The following is a 20,457-nucleotide window of genomic DNA, read 5'->3' as shown; positions in this document are numbered from 1 at the left end:
CCTTCAGAAACAGCGAGAGTACATAGATAGTTAGCACTTGCACGGCAAGTCGCGGCCGTAAGCTTTGTCGCCTGTTCATTCACGACAAGGCACTTAAATGCTGGATCTATCTCTGACGGGCAAGGCTCCTGAGCCCCCGCATCTGCAACTGATAAAAGACAAATCCCCCGAGTGGCTGCTTCACGCAGCGCCGGCAACCCATGCAACCTTGCGCAAAGCCCTTCGGCGCCCGTTGCGATGGCTGGCAGGCGCACGCAAGTCCAGCCCTGATCAGCTCGCCGAGCTGCAGCGCCTGTATGCCGAGCATCGCGAGTACGAACAACAGGTTCGTCCGACGCTGGACAGTCTGTCGACGCTGGAGAACTTCGCAAGGCCCCTGCTGACAGCTGCCATCAAGGATCGCTTCGGGCTGGAAGTGGACGTCGCCAACACCTGGCTGTTCCACGCCAGCCGTGCACGGGTCGACCAATCATTCAATACGGCATCCAGAGACCCGATAACGCAGGCAAACATTGCCCTGAGGGCGTCGACCCAGAGCCTGCTAAAGGCCGCGTTGCAGAATTTCGAAGCCTGGGAAACAGCTCCGGGCGCAATGGACTCCAGCACCGGGATCAAGGCCCAGGTGTTCTCTTCGTTCGAAATCATCGGCCAACAGATCAGCGGCACGTCCTTGCCGATTCCCCCGACCGGCTTTGCGGCGCTGTGCCGTGAGCTGGATCTGGGCGGCCAATATCAGGCGCATATTCAGGCCGCCTTCAGCAGGCCTTCGACACCCGACGAAACGGCAGACGCTGCGGCATCGAGACTGCGCCAGAGCTTCATGCAACTGGAAGCATCGTCGATCCGGCTACAGTTGCAGATTGCGTCATTGCAACAGCTGATCAGCCGGGGTTTGCAAGGCGCCTTACTGGAGCTTCTCGACGGCAAACAGCATGTCCGACTCGATAACCGGCCGGTCAGTTGCAGCGTACTGTGCCTGGGCGATATCGAACTAACCGGTATTCTGGTGATTGGCAAAGACCGGGAGATGGCCACGCAGACAGAACGGATTGTGGTGTATATACCGGATGATCCGGTTGCGCCGCTGAAGGAGTACGACTCGGTCGAAGTGTTTATAAACGCATTGCGCGACCGGATGTTCATTAACGGCTACCTGAACTTCTTCATACGCTTCATACCTGCGCGCCATCGAAGTGCCTTGTTTGAAAAGTTGTCCGAGCGCCTGCACCCCAAAGTCAAGAAAGGCGGCATTTTCGAGCGTCAGTGGCTGGAGCGTGAGGCGGATAGAAACGCCCGACTCGACCTGAGAGAAACCGTGCTGCAAGGTCCGCTGCTGGACAACCTGTACGAGCGCAAACGCGCAGCCTTGCGCGACGACGCACTGTTTCATGGTGTGCCTACTGCGGCACAGGACCAGAAGACCTTCGATGAGCGCGTGCAGTACTTCATGGACACCGCCTTCAATGTTCTGAATATTGCAGGCTTCGTGGTTCCGGTATTGGGCGAGGTGATGATGGCGGTCACCGCTATCCAGCTGGCTCACGAAGTGTATGAGGGCGTGGAGAGCTGGGCCAGGGACGAGAAGCAGCAGGCGTTCGCCTACCTGTTCGATGTGGTCGAGAACGTTGCGCTGATATCGGCGCTTGGCGCTGCGGCGACGAGCGCAGCAGGCATCCCGGCGGTACAGGCGCCCGAATTCGTGAACAGCCTCAAGCCCGTGGATTTGCCGGGCGGCATGACCCGCCTGTGGAAGCCTGATCTGACCCCCTTTGCCCATGACATCGTCCTGCCCAAGGGTCTGCAGCCCGACGCTACAGGCCTGTACACATGGCAGGGTAAACAATGGTTGCCACTTGAAGGACGCACCTATTCGGTCAGCTCTGCCGCCAACGGCGACGGTTACCTGATCGAGCATCCGACCCGCGCGGACAGCTACCGGCCCGCCTTGCGACACAACGGCGCCGGAGCATGGCTGCATGAGCTCGATCAGCCGCTGGCGATGGAAGGACTGAACCTGTTTCGACGGCTGGGCTATTCCAGCGATACGTTTTCCGACAGCACCGCCAGGCGCATCGTCAATGTCAGCAACACGCCTGAATCGGTGATGCGCGAGGCACTGACCGATCAGCGTCGCCCTCCCGCATTGCTTGAGGACACTGCGTGCCGGTTCCAACTGGACCAGGAGATCGAGGGTTGCATAGAGCAACTGGAAGCCAACGATGTAAACGCGGCGGCACCGCTTCAACTTGAACTGCTGAGCCAGGACCGTGGCTGGCCTGGCAATCGCGCGCTGGTGCTGGTGGATGCCGAGGGCCAAAAGCTCCAGACATTCGCCCCGGCGTACCAGCCGGTCGCGGCTGACACCCTCGACATCACTGTACATGCCGATCAGCCGGATGCCCTGCGTCAGGTGCTGGAAAAGCTCAGCAACAACGAAATCCGCACCCTGCTCAATGAAGAGTTCGGCGCAGGTCAGCTTGGCATGTCACCGCGACTGATCACGCTACGGGCGCAATTGGCGGCACGCGCCCGCGCCACCAGAGGCTGGCTGTTCGAGTCCCGTTACCGCGCATTGAACGTCGCCGAGGCGGACGGAGCGCAAACCTTGCAGAAGGCATTTCCCGGCCTGCCACCTTTGGTCGCTCAGGAGCTGGCCAGCCACGCCTCGTCGGCAGAGCGACTGCAACTGACGACGGAACGCCGTGTGCCACTGCCCATTGCCGAAGAGGCCAGCGTCTATTTACAACAAGTGAGGCTGGCGCGGGCCTATGAGGGGCTTTATCTGACCTCGGTCTCCAGCGCCGACAGCGACTGTCTAGCGTTGCACAGCCTTGAAGCCCTGCCGCAATGGCCTGCACAGGTCAGGCTTGAGGTCCATAACCGGTATTTCGGTGGCCGTTTGATCGACAGCATTGGCCCGACGGATGCGCCGGTACGCAAAGTGCTGATCAAGGACGGCAATCGCTACGAAACCCGTGACGCCGACGACCGGCACCTGCACGGGCTCGACGATCTTTACTCGTCCGTGCTGCACGCCCTGCCCGATGCCGAGCGCAACCAATTGGGCTTTGCCCACCCCGGCCAGGGTCAGGCGCTGGCAGCGCTGATCCAGGAAAACCCCCTGCCCCGCCGGCACCTCGCGCCATTGCTGAACATGCAGGCGATCAAGCCAGGCACGAAATCTCCCATGCGCCTGGCCGACGGTCGCCTTGGCTATCCGTTAAGCGGCGGCGCCAGGGTCGACTGGCACATGACCGACGAGAGCCTGCTGGACAAGATCCGCATGCTTGAACTGGAAGACGCCTTTCCCGACGACATTCTCAACCGCCTGCGCCACACCGGCTGGGACAACAGAACCATTGATGCGCGCCTCAACGACCTGCTGGGCGAGCAAATGCTGTTGCGCGCAAGTCTCGATGCCTGGGCTTATGAATCCGTGGCAATGCCCGCTATGAGTCAGACTCATATAGACAGTCGCAGGCGTCTCAACGACGCGATCTGGAGCCACTGGCGCCTCAACAATCTCCCCGAGATAGGACGCACGCTTGAGCCGCTGCGCCTGCAGCAGGTCTCGTTGAGTGACTTTCCGCGACATCTGCCGGATTTCTTCTTCAGCCGCGTTACCGCGCTGCATCTGGAAAACATAGCGGTCGAGCCGGATGCAATTGACCTGGCGCCTGCCGGCATGAACCTGCCCCGGCAACTGAACAACAGCGCCGAACTGGGAGTCTTCCTGCAACGCTTCCCGCATACCCGGGCACTGAACCTGGTCAGTGAGCCATCTGCCGGGCTCGCCCCCGAGACCTCGGTCTTTTTCAACCTGCCTCAACAAGTGTCCCGTGTGCTGCCACAACTGACCGAACTGGGGTTGATCAACCAGGGGATTTTTCTGGATCAGGCGCAGATGAATCATTTACGCAACATGCCCGGACTGAGGATGCTGGACCTCAGTGGCAATCGACTGATAAGCGTATTGCCCATGGACCTGAGCTGGCTGCACCTCGATCGGCTGGTGCTGGAGCGGGTCGGCATGCACCGCTGGCCGTCCTGGTTGACCGACATGATCCCCAACAACATCCGCGAACTGTCGGTGGCCCACAACAACCTGACGGAACTGCCCGGGTGGATCCTCGACAATCCCCCCAGCGCAGAGCATCGAACCGTGATTGACTTGCGCGGCAACGCCTTGTCCCGACACACCGCAATACACGCACGTATCAACGAAGCGGTCGCTGGCAGTTCCTTCAGTTTTGTCATGGACACTCCGCTTGCCGTGAGGGCCGCTGTAAACAGGCAATTGACACAAGGCGCCGAACTATTTGCCGCCGTTGATCAGTGGACGCATGCCTCCAGCTCAATGGCCGCACCGAGCGAGCAGCTCATCGAATCGCGCCGTCAGATCGGCAGGATCCTGATCAATCACTGGCGAACCTTCAGCCTGGGACAAATCCACAGCCCCCTGCGCCTTGCAGACATTGCGTTGACCGACTTTCCGCGCCAACTGCCGGATTTCTTTTATCGCCAGGTACGCTATCTGCATCTGAGCAGAATCACCGGCACGGCCGCTGATCTTGATCAACTGTTGCGCCGCATGACTGACCTGACCTCGCTGGAATTGAACGGGCATGTCGCGCCCCTGCTGCAACTGCCACCGGCACTGCTCGAGCTTCGATCACTTCGTTCGCTATCGCTGATGGATCAGGGAATGCTGGTCGATCAACAGCACATCGATTTCTTCGGCCGGATTGCCACGCTTGAGCGGCTGGAGCTGGATGGCAACCGGATAGGCGCCATCAACAACCTGAACAGCCTCGGTGGCACAGCGCTCAACTGGCTGTCACTGAACAATGCAGGGCTGGTCGAATGGCCAACCTGGGTGGAGAGCATGGTGCCGGCGCAAATCAGGACACTGTTGCTGGAGGGCAATCTGATCAGCGAATTGCCAGAGCACATACTCGCCAATCCCGGCAGCGAGTTTGCGCACACGGAAATAAGCCTGCTGAGCAATCCGCTTTCCGAAGACACCATGCGGCGGGCGCATTTGTCGGAGCGTTATGGACGCTCATTCACTTTCGACATGGACCTGCCGCCCGAACTCAGCGCAATGGACTGGACGGAACACCATGATTCGGACTCATCGATATCAGATTACGAGTCATCAGAGGACAGCCGGGCAGCGACTCCGGAACCCGTCACGGTAGAGCCCTGGCTGGACGACAGCAACCCGTTGAGCACCGGACGGCGCGAGATTTGGGAGCAGCTGGAAGCGAGAGAGCACACCCGCCACCTGCTCGACCTGATCGATTCGCTGCGTCACAGCGCCGATTATCGCAACATCGCCAGCCGTGCAGCGCTGCGCGAACGCGTCTGGCGAGTACTGGCGACCGTGAGTGAGGACCCTCAACTGGCACTGACCCTCAACGCCATCGCCGAGGAACCGCTCAGGCTGTTTCATCACAACGACACTTGCTCGGACGGCATCCTTCTGGAATTTAACCAGATGGAGGTGCTGGTGTTCATCCGCCAGTCGTTGCAGGACGTCGTAACGGAGCAGCGTGGAGCCCTGTTGTATCGACTGACCGTGCGGCTGTATCGCCTGTCGGAGCTGGATGTCGCAGCCCGCGAACAGGCCGGAAACCGTGATGAAGCCGAGGTACGTCTGGCGTATCGCACGCACTGGGCCAGCACGCTGGACTTGCCCGTGCCGCCGGAAGGCATGATGTACCCGGCCCACGCCGCCATCAGGCCGGGGGAGTTCGAGACGGCACTGCTTCGCGTGCAAATCGGTGAACGCGGCGAGCCCTTCCTGCGCTTTGCCGGGCAGCAGGATTACTGGATCAACTACCTGCGCGAAACCCACTCTGGACGCTTCGAAGCACTCGAACGTAACTACAGGACTGAACTGCATCGACTCACCGACGAGTTCGAGCAACGCAATATCAGCCTTGACGACCCGGAATACGAAGGACGGATTCTAGAATTCGAAGCCACATTCAAAGAGCAGCAGACAGCGCTGATCAGGGAGCTGACCAACGCCGAAGGAATGGAACATCATTGATTGATCGAGTTGCCTGGCACGCAAGGCGTGCCGGGCAGCCGGCGGCCGGAGCGCCAGTTTACTGAGCGTTCCGCACCTGGCCCTCAAGCTCGGTCTTGAGGCCGGGTTCAAGTTTCAACTCACGCGCCAACTCATCAAGGTAGGCGCGTTCCATGAAGTGCTCTTCATCCACCAGCATCACACTGGCAATGTACATCTCCGCGGCCATTTCCGGCGTGGTCGCGGCCCGGGCCACCTCGGCCGGGTCCAGCGGCTTGTTCAACTCGGCATGAAGCCACTGCTGAAGCGTCTGATCGTTGTTCAGCTTGGTGAACTCTCCCTCGATCAGTTCGCGCTCGCGCTCATCGACATGGCCATCGGCCTTTGCGGCGGCGACCAGTGCGCGCAGGATCGCCTGGCTGTGCTGCTCGGCTTCAGCCTCGGGCAGCCGGTCGATGGTTTGCGGTTCGCGCTGAGCGGTGAGTCCCTGACTGGCCTGCCAGTTGTTGTACGCCTTGTAAGCCAGTACCCCCAGCGCCGCCAGACCTCCGTAGGTCAACACCTTGCCGCCCATCCCGCGTGAGCGTTTGCCGCGCAGAAGGCTCATGGCACCTGCGGCCAGCGCACCACCACCGGCGCCAGATAGCAGACTGCCCAATCCATTCTGGGAAACGCCCTGCCCTTTGCCACCGCCAAGCAGGCTGCCGAGACCGTTGATCAGTGAATCGCCGCCCGACGATTGCTTGCCGGATTTGCCTTTGTTCTTGTCCTGCAACATGCTTTGTCCGGACTTGAGCAATTGATCGAGTAAACCACGCGTATTCACAGGAAGCCTCCTACAAGGTTTGTCAGATAGTTCATTGACCCACAAGTTGAAGAGAAGTCACTGCCTGGCTATTACCGGTTTGCTTCCGGATGTTACGGCTAAAAGCACTACCCGTTCGTCAATCTGCCCTGCGCGACAGCGAAATGCTTGAAACCCGCACCTGTAGCAAAGAGTCAATAATGTACAAGCTGCAGGTAAAAGCAGGTATACAGTCCCTTTTCTGAATTGACCCAATACACACTTACATTCATATGAATGCCATTGCACTCCGATTCAGATTTTCAGGAGTTTGTCTGACGTGACATCGCCCACTGGTTTCCCGACCGCCAACGGCAAGGCTGCCGGGATTATCCGATCCAGGGACTGGAGCCAGACACTACTCGGACCGATCGAGCACTGGCCGGTGTCGCTGAAAAACACCCTGAATCTGATCCTCAATTCCCCGGAATCCATGTACCTGCTCTGGGGGCCGGAGCTGGTGTTTTTCCACAATGACGCTTACACCCCGATCCTCGGACCGCGCAAGGACCACGCCATCGGTGCGCTGATCCCGGATCTGTGGGCGGACGTATGGGATCAGGTCGCGCCGCTGGTGATCGATGCGTTCGCCGGCAAGCCCTGCCGCTACACGGATATGCCGCTGAGCATGGCGCGCTACGGCGAGATCGAACAGACATGGTGGTCATTCTCGTTTTCACCGGTAATCGATGAGCACGGCGTGGTGGTTGGCATGTTCTGTATCACCAACGAAACCACCGCGCATGTCCTCAATCAGCAAGCGCTGCAGGAAAGCGAGCGCAAACGCCTGAAACTGATCGATGACCTGGTCAACCTGGAACGACAGCAGACCGCCAGACTTGAACAACGCACACTGGAGCTGGACACGTTTTGGGAGATTTCTCCTGACCCGCTGGCGATACTCGATTTCAACGGTATTTTTCTGCGGGTAAACCCGGCCTGGACAGCGCTGCTGGGCCACCCGGAACACGAGCTGCTGGGCACGTCAATCATGACCCTGCTGCATCCGGATGATGTCAGCAGCACCCAGAACGCCTTGAAACACACCATCAACCACGTACTGCCGCTGTTTGAAAATCGTTACCAGCATGTCGACGGCAGCTACCACTGGTTCGGCTGGACCGCTGCGCCTGGCAATGGAATCATTTTTGCGCTGGGCAAGCACCTGACCCACGAGAAGGACCGCATCAAGGCCCTGCGTATTGCCGAGGAGGCCTTGATTCAATCGCAGAAAATGGAAGCGGTCGGGCAATTGACCGGCGGGCTGGCCCATGACTTCAACAACCTGCTGATGGGCGTCACCGGCAACATGGAGCTGCTGCTGTCGAGGATCAGACAGGAGCGCTTCACTGAACTGGATCGCTATATCAACGCAGCCCTGGAAGGCTCGAGACGCGCGGCATCCCTGACACACCGATTGCTGGCATTCTCGCGCCGTCAGACACTGGCGCCCAAGGCTACGGATATCGACCTGCTGGTCGCGGGCATGGACGAGCTGATCCGGCGCACCGTGGGCCCGGCGATCGACATGCAGGTCAATGCCTCGCACGGGCTGTGGGCGACCCTGGTTGATCCGCATCAACTGGAAAACTCGCTGCTCAACCTGTGCATCAACGCCAAGGACGCCATGCCCGATGGTGGAAAACTGCTGATCCAGACGGGCAACCGTCACCTGACTGCCGCCACTGCGACCAGGTATCAGTTGCCCGCAGGCCGCTATGTGGAACTCTCCGTCAGCGACACCGGCACGGGCATGAGCAACGACGTCATGGCGCGGGCCTTCGACCCGTTCTTTACCACCAAACCGTTAGGCATGGGCACCGGGCTGGGGCTGTCGATGATTTACGGGTTTGCACGGCAGTCAGGCGGCGGCGTGCACATTACCTCGAAGCTGGGTGAGGGTTCGAAGGTCTGCGTTCTGCTACCGATGCACGAAGGTGAAGCTGAAACGGTGGCCTTCGATGACAGCCCGTTGCAAGTCCCTGCCTCAAGCACCGGCGACGAAACCATTCTGGTTGTCGATGACGAACCCGCAGTGCGCTTGCTCATTGCAGAGTTGCTTGAAGACCTTGGTTATATCGTTTTGCAGGCTGAACGAGGCGCCGATGCGCTGACCATACTGCAGTCCAAAGCGGCCATCGACCTGCTGATTACCGACGTCGGTCTGCCGGGCGGCATGAACGGTCGTCAGGTCGCAGACGCGGCTCGTGACGTCCGGCCCGACCTGAAAATCCTGTTCGTGACCGGTTATGCTGAAAACGCTGTATTGGCGCATGACACGCTTGAGCCGGGCATGCATGTGCTGCCCAAGCCGTTTGCGATTGCCGAACTGATCAGCCGTGTCACCGAGCTGCTGGAAGGCGAGTAACAAAAATGAGCGCCGTGCGGCGCTCGTTTGTCGGTATTGCCAGCAGCGAAGCGATTGGCGATCAGTCGCGCAGGTCAGACTCATGAATCGGCTGATCACGGTGCGTCGCGCGTTGATACTGCGCAGGCCAGGTTGCCAGGCGGCCACCCAGGTCTTCATCGGCGCGCAGAGGCCAGTACGGATCACGCAGTAGCTCACGCGCCAGCAGGATGATATCGGCCTGCCCGGTACGCAGAATGTGCTCTGCCTGCGCCGGATCGGTAATCATGCCCACCGTGCCTGTCGCGATGTCGGACTCCTTGCGAACCCGCTCGGCGAAGCGCGTCTGGTAGCCCGGACCGACCGGAATTTCCGCGTTGGCTGACGTACCGCCCGACGATACATCGATCAGATCGGTCCCGATGGCTTTCAATCGACGCGCCAGCTCGACCGTTTCATCGGCGTTCCAGCCGTCTTCCACCCAGTCGGTGGCGGACACACGAACGAACACCGGCAGCTCTGCAGGCCACACCGCGCGTACGGCTTCGGTGACTTGCAGCGTAAAGCGAATGCGGTTCTCGAATGAACCGCCATACTCGTCGGTACGCTGGTTGCTCAAAGGCGAGAGGAACTGATGCAGCAAATAACCATGGGCGGCGTGAATTTCCACCACTTTGAAGCCCGCCTCCAAGGCACGCCGTGCGGAATCGACAAACGCCTTGATCAACTCCTGAATCTGCGTTTCGCTCAGTTGCACAGGGGTGGTGTGCTGCGGATCGAAAGCAATTGCCGAAGGTCCGACCGGGGTCCAGCCGCCTTCATTCAGGGAAATACTGCCGTGCTTGCCAAGCCACGGGCGCCAGGTGCTGGCCTTGCGGCCGGCGTGCGCCAGCTGGACGCCTGCAACCGCACCCTGAGCGTTGATAAAACGGGTGATGCGTTGCAGCGGTTCGATCTGTTCGTCGTTCCACAACCCGAGGTCTTCGGGAGTGATGCGCCCGTCCGGCGTCACCGCCATCGCTTCGGTGATGACCAGGCCGGCGCCGCCAACGGCACGGCTTCCCAAGTGAACCAGGTGCCAGTCATTGGCCAGGCCGTCAACACTGGAATACTGGCACATCGGCGACACTGCGATGCGATTGCGAAGGGTCAATTGGCGCAGGGTATAGGGTTCAAGCAGCAGGCTCATGGCAACCTCTCGTAATGAAAATTCAGGTGTCCAAGTTCCGTTCATTCAAAGAACAGGTTTGGCAGACTGTGTAGTGTCGACAACCCGGTAGCGAGAGGGGTTCCTGCTATCGTCAGCGTGGCGCGATATGCACCACCATCAGTTGCACGGTTTCGTTGCCGCGAAACTCGTTGAGGTCGAGTTTGTAGGCCAGCTCGACCCAGCGAATATTAGGGTTGGGCCAGATATCCCGGTCGACGCCAAACGCAATGCCATCGAGTTTGACGCTGCCGCACTCGGTCTTGAGCACCATCTTCAAGTGACGCTCGCCCACCACTCGCTGCTCGACCAGCTGAAACACGCCATGGAACAAGGGCTCGGGGAAGTGCTGCCCCCAGGGACCGGCATTGCGCAGCGCGCGGGCCAGTTCCAGATGAAATTCCTCGACGGCCAGCGAGCCGTCGGACAGCAGACGCCCGGTCAGGTCCTGCTCGTCGAGCTGACGACGTACCTCCTGGTCGAATGCTTCGGCAAACGCCGGAAAGTTCTCTTCAGGCAGCGAGAGGCCTGCCGCCATGGCGTGACCACCGAACTTGCTGATCAGATGCGGATGACTGGCCGCCACGGCGTCCAGCGCATCGCGAATGTGAAACCCCGGTACCGAACGGGCCGAACCTTTGAGCACGCCCTCCCCGGCGCTGGCGAACGCGATGGTGGGACGGTGGTAACGTTCCTTGAGCCGCGAAGCAAGGATGCCAATGACACCCTGATGCCACTCGGCGTCGAACAGGCAGAGGCCGAACGGCATCGACTCCAGCGGCAGGTCCTTGAGCTGGGCGAGCGCCTCACGCTGCATGCCCTGCTCGATGGATTTGCGATCCTGGTTCAACTCGTCCAGTTGCACGGCCATTTCCCGCGCCAGGGTCGGGTCGTCGCAAAGCAGGCATTCGATGCCCAGGCTCATGTCATCCAAGCGCCCTGCCGCGTTCAGCCGTGGCCCGAGAATGAACCCCAGGTCGGTGGAGGTGATGCGCGAAGGTTCACGCCGGGCCACTTCCAGAATGGCGCGCAGCCCCGGTCGGGCACGGCCGGCACGGATGCGCATCAGCCCCTGGTGAACCAGAATGCGGTTGTTGGCATCCAGCGGCACCACATCGGCCGCACTGCCGAGCGCGACCAAATCCAGAAGCTCGCCCAGATTGGGCTGGGCACGCTGATTGCTCTCGAACCAGCCGGTCTCGCGCAGACGCGCACGCAAGGCCATCAGTACATAGAAAATGACCCCGACACCGGCCAGCGATTTGCTGGGAAAGGTGCAGCCTGGCTGGTTCGGGTTGACGATGGCGTCTGCAGCCGGAAGCTCGTGGCCAGGCAAATGGTGATCGGTCACCAGTACTTGCAAGCCGGCCGCCTTGGCCGCCGCCACGCCCTCGACGCTCGAAATACCGTTATCCACGGTGATCAACAGCTGAGGTTCGCGTTGCAACGCCACTTCGACGATTTCCGGCGTCAGGCCGTAGCCATATTCGAACCGGTTGGGCACCAGATAATCCACATGCGCCGCGCCCAGCAGACGCAGACCCAGAACACCCACGGTGCTGGCAGTCGCGCCATCGGCGTCGAAATCGCCGACGATCAGCATACGCTGGCCCTCGCGCAGCGCAGTGACCAGCAGGTCTACTGCCGCATCGATCCCCTTGAGTTGCTGATAGGGGATCAGCCGCGCCAGGCTTTTGTCCAGTTCGGCCTCGCAGGCCACACCTCGTGCTGCGTACAGACGTGTGAGCAGGGGCGGCAGGTCGCCAAGGAACGGCAAGGTGTCGGGCAATAGACGAGGTTCGATGCGCATGCGGGTCAGCTGATTCTCTTTGCAGTGTCGATGAATGTGATTTCGATCGGAACCGGCGGCTGTCAGCCGCGCTCGCCCGCAAGCCATTGCAACTGGACTTCATGCTGGCCGCGGTCGTCAGTGACGAACACCGTCCCTTCACTGATCATCACATCCCACTTGATGACCCGCGGCATATCCTTGGCCAGCACTTCCAGCACTTCCTGCGGGACGGCGGCGATATTGACGTTTTTCAGGTTCTTGATCGCCGGGATGACCTTGCCTTCCCAGACGCGCAGGCTGCCGTAGGCCAGCAGGCTGGTGCGTTCGGTACGGCGCGAGCACCAGGTCAGTCGGTCGGCGTCCGGCTGGCCCACTTCGATCCAGTGCAGAACCCGGTCATCCAGGCTTTTTTCCCACAGAGCGGGCTCGTCGACATCAGACAGGCCGCGACCGAACGACAACTGTTCGTTGTACCAGAAGGCATAGGCCAGCAGACGCACGGTCATGCGCTCTTCGGTTTCCGAAGGATGGCGGGCGATGGTCTGCTTGACGCTCTCGTACACGCCGCGATCAAGGTCGGTGAGGTTGAGTTCGAATTTGTAGGTCGTGGACGGCTGGGCCATGAACGGGCTTCTAGAGTCTGGAGGGAAGACGGCAAGTCTACCCGATGCCGGGCCTGTGAACGAACTTGCTCGCGCAAGGATGTGTTTGCCCCCCATTTGCAGGACGAACAAAAATCGATAGTTTGAAACAAATTTCTGATACATATCTGTGCTATTGACGATATGCGGCGAGCACCCGGACTCCCAACCGGGGCACCTGAATGTGACGCCACTGGCGCAGCGCCATTCAAAGAGCTGCCAACCCCACCTCAGACTGTTGAACCCTTTTCGAGGATGACACCCGCGAATGCCCCTTCCTGCCTCGTACTGTACAACGGCTCGATTGATGCTCGCCCTGTCGCTGGCTGCCATGCCGTGTGTCAGCCAGGCCAGGGAGACGCTGACCTGGCTGATGCGCGACATCCCTCCTTCGACGATTTTTTCCGGATCCATGCGCGGGCAAGGAGCAATTGATCAGCTGATGCCCTTGCTGACCGCGCAAATGCCCGAATACGATCATGTGCTGATGCGGGTCAACCGCGCCAGGGCTCTGCAAATGCTGAGCGACGACACGTCTCTCAGTTGTGATCCCACCATGCTGTGGACGGCAGAAAGAGCCAGAACCCTGCTTTTTTCCATACCGATCGGCGCCATCCTCAGCAGCGGTCTGATTGTGCGCAAGGAGGAAATGTCGAAGTTCGAGCCCTACGTCGAGGACGGAAAAATCGACGTCGCGGCCTTGATGGCCAGCCGGACGATCAAATTGGGCATCGTTGCCGAACGCAGCTACGGAGAGATGATCGACCACACGTTGCACGACGTCGATGAGGGCACCCTCGTCCCGCACTACGGTAACGATGCCGTCGGCAGCCTGCTGCAAATGGAGCGTCTGGAGCGTCTGCAAGCCTTTATCAGCTTCTGGCCGGAGGCGCGCTATCATGCCATGCAACAAGGCATAAGGCCGGAGGAACTGGCCTTCTTGCCGATCAAGGGCAATCCTGCATACCAGTTCGTCTACGTCAGCTGCAGCAGCTCGCCCGAGGGCGAGCAGGCCATCGCACTGGTCAACCGCGTGATGCGCGTGCTGCGCGAAACCAGCCTGATGGGCTTTTATGCGCAGTGGCTGGAGCCTGCGCAACGGGCCGGCTACCTGGAGGACGTCAAGGCACTGCTGGACAAGGAATGATCAGACAAAAGAAACCCCGGGCAGAGGGGGACCTGCTCGGGGTAAACATGACCATTGTGGTCAGTACGTCAGCCCTTGATCACCGGAGCACAATGATCAAACCTGACGTAATCGATAGGAGTGCAGCGAACCCGTCAGGTTCCGGTATCGGAGACGTCGGTTAAGCAACTGTTAAGCAAATGATGGAGTGCCGACAAACGTGCGGCTGATTGCAGCATTGCGCATGGCGGCAATGACGCAGGGTTCGATTCGACCCTCCGCAACCATCAGATCGCGGCGCAGACCGTCTACCACGTCGGTGAGCTGACGCTTGTCGCTCAGTTGATCAGCGCCAAATGCGCGTTCGATCACACTGGTGCCCGATTTGTCTTTCAGAGTCACCAGACGTTCGCCCCGAGAGCCGGCCGGGCCAATACTGGCCTGATAGGGAGCCAGCGCTTCGCTTAGCAGTAAGCTGATATTTTCCATCCGGATCACCACTCAACAGTTTGAATGCAAAGGTGCTAACCAATGACCATCGGCGACAGCAGAAAGTTCTTTCTATCGCCGAATCGCAGCACCTGTCTGTCATTTCGAGCATGCCTGTTGAATGTGACAAGGAAAAAACCGGACGCCAATGACAACAGAAAGCGAGCTTGTAGGAAGAATCCAACATAATTTCGCTACGCGTCCTACAAGGTGCCTATGCTCTTGATCACTGCGCTAAACACCTCCAGCGCGTGCAATACCCGTATAGCCTTTTTCACGGAGCCACCTCTTGAGCGAGTCCGCTGATCGCCCGCTGCGGGTCATCGTGGCTGATGACCACCCGATTTTTCTCATCGGCCTGCGCGTCGTCCTGGAGCAGGACAATCTGGCCAGCGTCGTCGCCGAGGCCTGCAATCCGGACGAACTGCTCCAGGCACTCGAACGCCACGCATGCGATGTGCTGGTGACCGACTTCATGATGCCCGTCGAACGGCAGAACGATGGCCTGCGTCTGCTGCAGCGCATCCGCCGGGACTTTCCGACGCTGCCGGTGATCGTTGTCACAACCCTGAGCAATGCCGGACTGTTTCAGTCCATGCTCGACCTGGATGTCCGAGGTCTGTTGAGCAAGGCCAGCCTTGCCGGAGAGCTGCCTGCTGCCATCAAGGGGGTCAGGCGCGGTGAGCTTTTTGTCGCCGATTCGGTACGCAGCGTGCTGAGCGAAGCCCGTCAGCATGGCCCCGATGCGCTACTGCCGGCAGATCGCTTGTCGCCAAGGGAGCTGGAAGTGTTACGCCTGCTCTCGGCGGGCCATACGGTTGGCCAGATCGCTGCGCAACTCAATCGCAGCAAACAGACCGTCAGCGCTCAGAAAGTCGCCGCCATGCGCAAGCTCGGACTGGCCAATGACGCAGCCCTGTTCATTTATTTGCAGGAAAGCGGCATGTCCTGAAGCGGGTCGTCTCTGCAAACGGCGTGCAGGTGGCCGCTGTCACGCTCGGCGACCCAGCGCATGAACGCCGAGGCCGACATCGGGCGAGCGATGAAATACCCTTGAATGGCGGGGTCGCCCAACGCCAGCAGACTGTGGACGTCTTCAATCGTCTCGACACCTTCAACCACGACCGACATCGACAGCCTCTGCGCCATCAGCAAGGCACCGGCCACCACCGCCGATTTACGCGCGTCGTCGGCCATGCCGCGCACGAACTCGGTCGGTATTTTCAGCTCGCTGAAAGGTAATTGCAGAAGACGGTCGATATTCGAGGCGCCCATACCAAAGTCATCGATAGACAACTTGCAGCCCTGCATGCATAACCTCAGCAGGCCTTCGAGCTGCCAGGTTTCCGGGCGCGCGGCGTCCTGCTCGAGAATTTCCAGGGTCAGCGCGGTGGCCGGCACGCCATGACGGGCAAGCGCTTGCGTGATCTGCTCGGCGAAATCCAGCTGTTGCAGCACTTGTGGGTCAATGTTGACGGCAACCGACAGCGCCTTACCCTGCTCGCGCATGGCCTGCGCAGAAAACTGCAGCGCCTGATCAAGCACCCGCCAGGTCAACGCAACGGTGAGTCCTTCAGCCTCGATGGCCTCGATAAATCGCCCGGGTGCCAGCAGGCCGTACACCGGATGCTGCCAGCGAACCAACGCTTCGGCGCCCAGCAACTCGCCCTGCAGACTGACCTTGGGTTGAAAATAGGTGATCCATTGTTCGGCGATGGACGCCACGTCTATCGGTCCGCTGCCGGTCGGGTCAAACAATTCGATGGCGCAAAGAGCGCTGAACGTGCTGCCCGACGCTGCCTGCTCTATACAGTCTGAGCGGCCGGGTCCATACGCCTCGAGCAGCTCGTACAACGCCCCCGCGGAGGCCGGTTTCTGCATGTAGCCCAGAACGTTCAGGCCTTGGGCGAGCGCCAGTTGCGCCACCCCTTCCAACACGCAGGCGGCAGAACAGCTGACAATGATCAGCGCGCGCGCCAGGCCGTTCTCAGCCATGAAGCGGATCAGCTCCAGACCATCAGGCCCTTCCATCTGCAAGTCACAGATCGCGATGTCGACAGGGCCGCGGCTTTGCAGGGAAAGCCTGGCGACCTCGACGCTGTCGGCCGCCAGCACATCGAACACCTGATTGGCGTTGAGCATCTGATGCAGAGCCATCAGTTGGAAAGGATGGTCTTCGAGAATGAGAACCTTGAGTGAGTGCACGATCACGCCTGCGGAGTCAGAGCCATCGGCCCGGGATAACGCCAACTGTAGCTCGTCCCGGACATCCGCCCCATAGGACATGTCCTAAACCCGCCACACTGTGTCGCTGGATTCAATTGCCTGGCCCTGCGGGCTCGGGCACGGCCACCAGTTGCAATTCGATATCCGCGCGCAGACCGGTCATGGCCACTTCCAGTGCCTGCCAGCGTTCGGCCAGGCTGGCCGTGCTCTGCAGCCGAACACTGTCGTCCAGCGCGGCACAGGCCTTGGCAAGCGGCACTGCGTCAACCAGACTCGCAGCGCCCTTGAGCCGATGCAGACAGGCGCTCAGGGTCTCCCAGTCACTGGCCGACACCGCGGGCTCCAGCAACGCGTGCTCATGCCTGAGGTTCTTCCATAATTCGCTTAGCAACCGTTGCATCTGTTGCGGGTTGGCCTGAGTCATGGTTTGTAGCGTGCCGATGTCGAACGTCGGTTCACGTACCCGATCCGCCAACTCATGGGCCAGACGCGCCAGTGACAGCGGCTTGATCAGCAGGCCATCCATGCCTGCCTGCTCGCAACGTGCCGCCTCGTCACTCATTGCGTTGGCGGTACAGCCGATCACCGGGCAGCGCTGACGTTGCTCTTTCTCTTCGATCTGGCGAATGGCCTGGGTCAATGCATAGCCGCTGATACCCGGCATATTGCAGTCGGTGATGACCGCGTCGAACACACCTTCGCACCAGCTCGACAACGCCGCCTTGCCGTCTTCGATAGCCGTTACCTGATGGCCAAGAAACTCCAGCTGCCGGGTCAACACCAGACGATTGGCGGACATGTCATCAACCACCAACAGATGAAGGCTACGCGTGTCGACAAGCACATCCGTTACATCGTCCGCGGGCAAAACCGGCTCGCTCACCCTGGTCAACGGCAGATCGATGGTGACCAGGGTCCCCTTGCCCGGCTCGCTGTGCAGGCTGATGTCGCCCTTCATCAGCTCCACCAGTTGCCGGGTAATACTCAACCCCAGCCCGCTGCCTCCGTAGTGTGCGGCCGTGTCATCGCTTGCCTGGGTGAAAGGTTGAAATACCTGCTGCTGACGCTGCGGATCGATACCTTCGCCGCTGTCCTGAATAACAATGCGCACACGCGTGGACTCAGGCGAGTCATGGGTCACGTCGAGCGTCACGACTACCGCACCTTGCCGGGTGAACTTCAAGGCGTTGCCCAGCACGTTATGCAGCACCTGACGCAATCTAAAGGGATCCAGCCAGTAGTCGCCGCGCGCCTGCCCGGAGAATTCCAGGCGCAGTTCCACGCCCTTTTCCCCAGCCTGCGCGGAAAAAAGCTCAATCACGCCGTCGAAAAGTTCTTGCAGGGACGTCACAGCCAGTGACAACTGCATGCCGCCCGCTTCGATTCTGGCCAGATCAAGACTTTCGCCAATCAGCGCGACCAGTTCCGTAGCCGAGCGGTGAGCCACTTGCAGGCCCTGCGATGGAATCTTGCCCAGGCGCAAGGCTTGTTCGCATTCCAGTTCCAGCAAACCAATGATTGCCCCCATCGGCGTGCGAATTTCATGGCTCATGCTGGCCAGAAAAGCACTTTTTGCCTCATTGGCCTGATCGGCCAGGCGCATGGCTTCCTGAAGCTGCTGTTCCAGTTGCTTGCGCTCTGTGATATCGATCCAGCCGCCGAGCAGCCCCTGCAACTGTCCATCGGCAGCGAAGAAAGGCACCGTCCATTGCCAGACGTCCATACGTTTGCCCGGCAGTTCGATGGTGCGATCAGAAAAGACCGGCTGATGATTCTCCAGCAGAGTGAGGTAATCGGTATGCATCTGCTCGGCCAACGCACGCGGGATCAGATTGACATCCGTGAGGCGTCGGCCATTCATCTGTTCGAAACTGATGCCCAGGCTCTGCTCGTAGCTACGGTTACAGGAAATCAGGCGCCCTTTGAGATCGCGCACATAAATCGGATTGGGGATACCGTCGAGCAGAGCGTGTTTAAAGGCCAGTTGATCATTGAGCTGCCTTTGCACCCTTTGGCGCTGGCGAATCTGTACCTTGAGGCGACTGCTCCAGGTCAGCGACACCAGCCCGATCAGCAAAGCCAGAGACACGACCCAGAACACCCACGGCGGTATGCGCCCCCAGAGCGACGGCTGAGGCAGCGCCGAGCCCAGCCACTTCAGACGGATCGAGCGCAACTCGGCCACCGGAAACTCCTCCAGCGCCTTGTTCAGAATCCCCAGCAGTTCGGGCTGAGTCTTGATCACTGAAAATCTGTCGGGCGACCACTGGCCTTCGACACTTCTGGCAACTTTCAGTTGTCCGGACGGAAACAGGTAAGCCCCCACTTCATTCTGAATGGTCGCGTCGGCGGCACCACTTTCCACCAGCGCACGGGCCTGATCGTAGGTGTCCACCAGACGCAGCTGGATCAAGGGGTGCTCGCGCCTGATCAGGTCCTCGAGCGCATGCCTGGCCGGCAGTGCCAGTACTTTCCCGGTCAGACTGTCGAGCGATATGTGCGACGAGCGGTCGGAGCGCACTACGAACATCCAGCTATTGCCGCCGAACGAATAGGTAAAATCCAGGAACCGTCGGCGCTCGGTATTTTCCGCGAGCGTCGTGTTCATGTCGGCCTGACCGGCGCGCAGCATGTCGATACTCAGCTGCGTGGAGGGCAGTTCCTGATGGACGAACTGCAAGCCGGTCATACGCGAGATACGTGACAGCACATCTGCGTTCAACCCCACCCAGTGGCCGTTCTTGTCTTTGTAGATATACGGTGGGTGCTGCACGGTCGCGATGGTCACACTCGGATGCTTGAGCAGCCAGCGTCGCTCGGCACTGGTGAGGCGAATGCGTTGTCCTTCAACGTCAGCGCCCAGCCCCATAGTCCAGCGGCCGAGCACTTCACGACTGGTCGAGGGTGCAATGCTGTCCAGGGCGCGATTGATGAAGGTCAGCAAGCGCTGCTCGTCACCCCGCACCGCAAAGGAAAACCCCACCGGGGGCAAACGACTTTCGAATTTGATCTGCAAACCGAGGTAGGGCCGCAGGGCGGTGTAGGCACGGACTATGACTTCGTTGCCGATGAAAACGTCCACTTCACCCTGACTCAAGGCTTCCAGAGCACTGTAGAGGTTAGGCGCAATAATGATCTGGCTGTCGGGATAAACGCGGTGCAGCACCTCCGAATCGGCATAGCCGTCAAGCAGCACGACCTTCTTGCCAGCCAGGCTCGACGGCGGGCTCAGATCGTTACCGCGGCCAACGACTACCGATCGATCGGGCATGTATTCGGTTGAGAAGGACAGCCCCTTCACACCCCGCTCGAAACCATTGGCACTGGTCAGCAGGTCTATCTTGCCGCCGCGAAGCGCTTCGATAGCCTCGTCACGCTTGGCGTACCCGGTGACCTGCACCGGGAGGTTCAACTGGTCGCTGACCAACCCCAGGTAATCGGCACTGATGCCCTGATAACGGTTGCGATCACTGGTGATATCGATCGGCTCGTAGTCTGCGATCGCAATGCCGACCCGAAGTACCTTGCGCTGGTCGAGCCAGGCACGGTCCTGATCTTTGAGCGCCAGATCCGCGGAAACCACAAAAGGGGCTGTCAGTGAAAACGGCAAGCTTTGCGCCGCATTGGCTGCTCCGGCAAAAATCAGCGCCAGCAATACCCATACCTTGCGCCATGCGCTGCATCCCGATGTACTGCCTGCCTCCCTGACTACGCTCTGCATACTTGCCTGCTTCACTACGAATGACTC

The 20,457-nt window shown here is 60.0% G+C and carries 11 protein-coding genes; 4 read left to right on the top strand and 7 right to left on the bottom strand.

Going from position 1 to position 20,457, the window contains the following annotated elements:
* Positions 1-97 precede the first annotated feature (97 nt).
* Positions 98-6,058 (top strand): NEL domain-containing protein, encoded by a 5,961-nt coding sequence (locus JOE39_RS00130; RefSeq protein WP_210078065.1) that lies wholly within the window; start codon positions 98-100, stop codon positions 6,056-6,058.
* A gap of 58 nt (positions 6,059-6,116) precedes the next feature.
* Here JOE39_RS00130 and JOE39_RS00125 read toward each other — a convergent pair whose 3' ends face one another.
* Complete coding sequence (locus JOE39_RS00125) at positions 6,117-6,863, bottom strand: tellurite resistance TerB family protein (RefSeq protein WP_010416083.1); 747 nt, start codon at positions 6,861-6,863, stop codon at positions 6,117-6,119.
* Between the two features lie 298 nt (positions 6,864-7,161).
* On the opposite strand from JOE39_RS00125, the gene JOE39_RS00120 reads away from it, so the two are divergent.
* Positions 7,162-9,249, top strand: coding sequence for a response regulator (locus JOE39_RS00120; RefSeq protein ID WP_096133414.1), 2,088 nt, complete (start codon positions 7,162-7,164; stop codon positions 9,247-9,249).
* Positions 9,250-9,310: 61 nt separating this feature from the next.
* Here the strand turns inward: JOE39_RS00120 and JOE39_RS00115 are convergent, their stop codons facing one another.
* The 3 genes from JOE39_RS00115 to JOE39_RS00105 form a co-directional block, all read right to left on the bottom strand.
* Complete coding sequence (locus JOE39_RS00115) at positions 9,311-10,417, bottom strand: NADH:flavin oxidoreductase/NADH oxidase (protein ID WP_003391177.1); 1,107 nt, start codon at positions 10,415-10,417, stop codon at positions 9,311-9,313.
* A gap of 112 nt (positions 10,418-10,529) precedes the next feature.
* Positions 10,530-12,245: a single-stranded-DNA-specific exonuclease RecJ gene (gene recJ / locus JOE39_RS00110; RefSeq protein ID WP_210078067.1), complete on the bottom strand. Its 1,716-nt coding sequence runs from the start codon at positions 12,243-12,245 to the stop codon at positions 10,530-10,532.
* A 62-nt stretch (positions 12,246-12,307) separates the two neighbouring features.
* Entirely contained in the window at positions 12,308-12,850 is a 543-nt protein-coding gene (locus tag JOE39_RS00105) for a YaeQ family protein (RefSeq protein WP_003314240.1), read from the bottom strand.
* A 325-nt stretch (positions 12,851-13,175) separates the two neighbouring features.
* Between JOE39_RS00105 and JOE39_RS00100 the strand changes: the two genes are divergently transcribed.
* Positions 13,176-14,015 carry a TIGR02285 family protein gene (locus JOE39_RS00100; protein WP_044311841.1) on the top strand — a complete coding sequence of 280 codons (840 nt, stop codon included), beginning with the start codon at positions 13,176-13,178 and terminating at the stop codon, positions 14,013-14,015.
* 171 nt (positions 14,016-14,186) lie between these two features.
* Here JOE39_RS00100 and JOE39_RS00095 read toward each other — a convergent pair whose 3' ends face one another.
* Positions 14,187-14,483: a DUF3509 domain-containing protein gene (locus JOE39_RS00095; RefSeq protein WP_003314237.1), complete on the bottom strand. Its 297-nt coding sequence runs from the start codon at positions 14,481-14,483 to the stop codon at positions 14,187-14,189.
* A 289-nt stretch (positions 14,484-14,772) separates the two neighbouring features.
* Here JOE39_RS00095 and JOE39_RS00090 point away from each other — a divergent pair, with 289 nt between their 5' ends.
* Positions 14,773-15,435, top strand: coding sequence for a response regulator transcription factor (locus JOE39_RS00090; RefSeq protein ID WP_057405593.1), 663 nt, complete (start codon positions 14,773-14,775; stop codon positions 15,433-15,435).
* On the opposite strand, the gene JOE39_RS00085 is transcribed toward JOE39_RS00090, so the two are convergent.
* Entirely contained in the window at positions 15,408-16,769 is a 1,362-nt protein-coding gene (locus JOE39_RS00085) for an EAL domain-containing response regulator (RefSeq protein WP_044311842.1), read from the bottom strand. The genes JOE39_RS00090 and JOE39_RS00085 overlap by 28 nt on opposite strands.
* A 31-nt stretch (positions 16,770-16,800) precedes the next feature.
* Positions 16,801-20,430, bottom strand: coding sequence for a transporter substrate-binding domain-containing protein (locus tag JOE39_RS00080; RefSeq protein ID WP_245227460.1), 3,630 nt, complete (start codon positions 20,428-20,430; stop codon positions 16,801-16,803).
* Between the last annotated feature and the right edge of the window lie 27 nt (positions 20,431-20,457).

This window comes from Pseudomonas sp. PvP100, from assembly GCF_017833055.1.
Classification (GTDB): Bacteria; Pseudomonadota; Gammaproteobacteria; order Pseudomonadales; family Pseudomonadaceae; genus Aquipseudomonas; species Aquipseudomonas syringae.
Note: the sequence above shows the minus strand (reverse complement) of the source record. Positions and strands in the feature narration are given on the sequence as shown.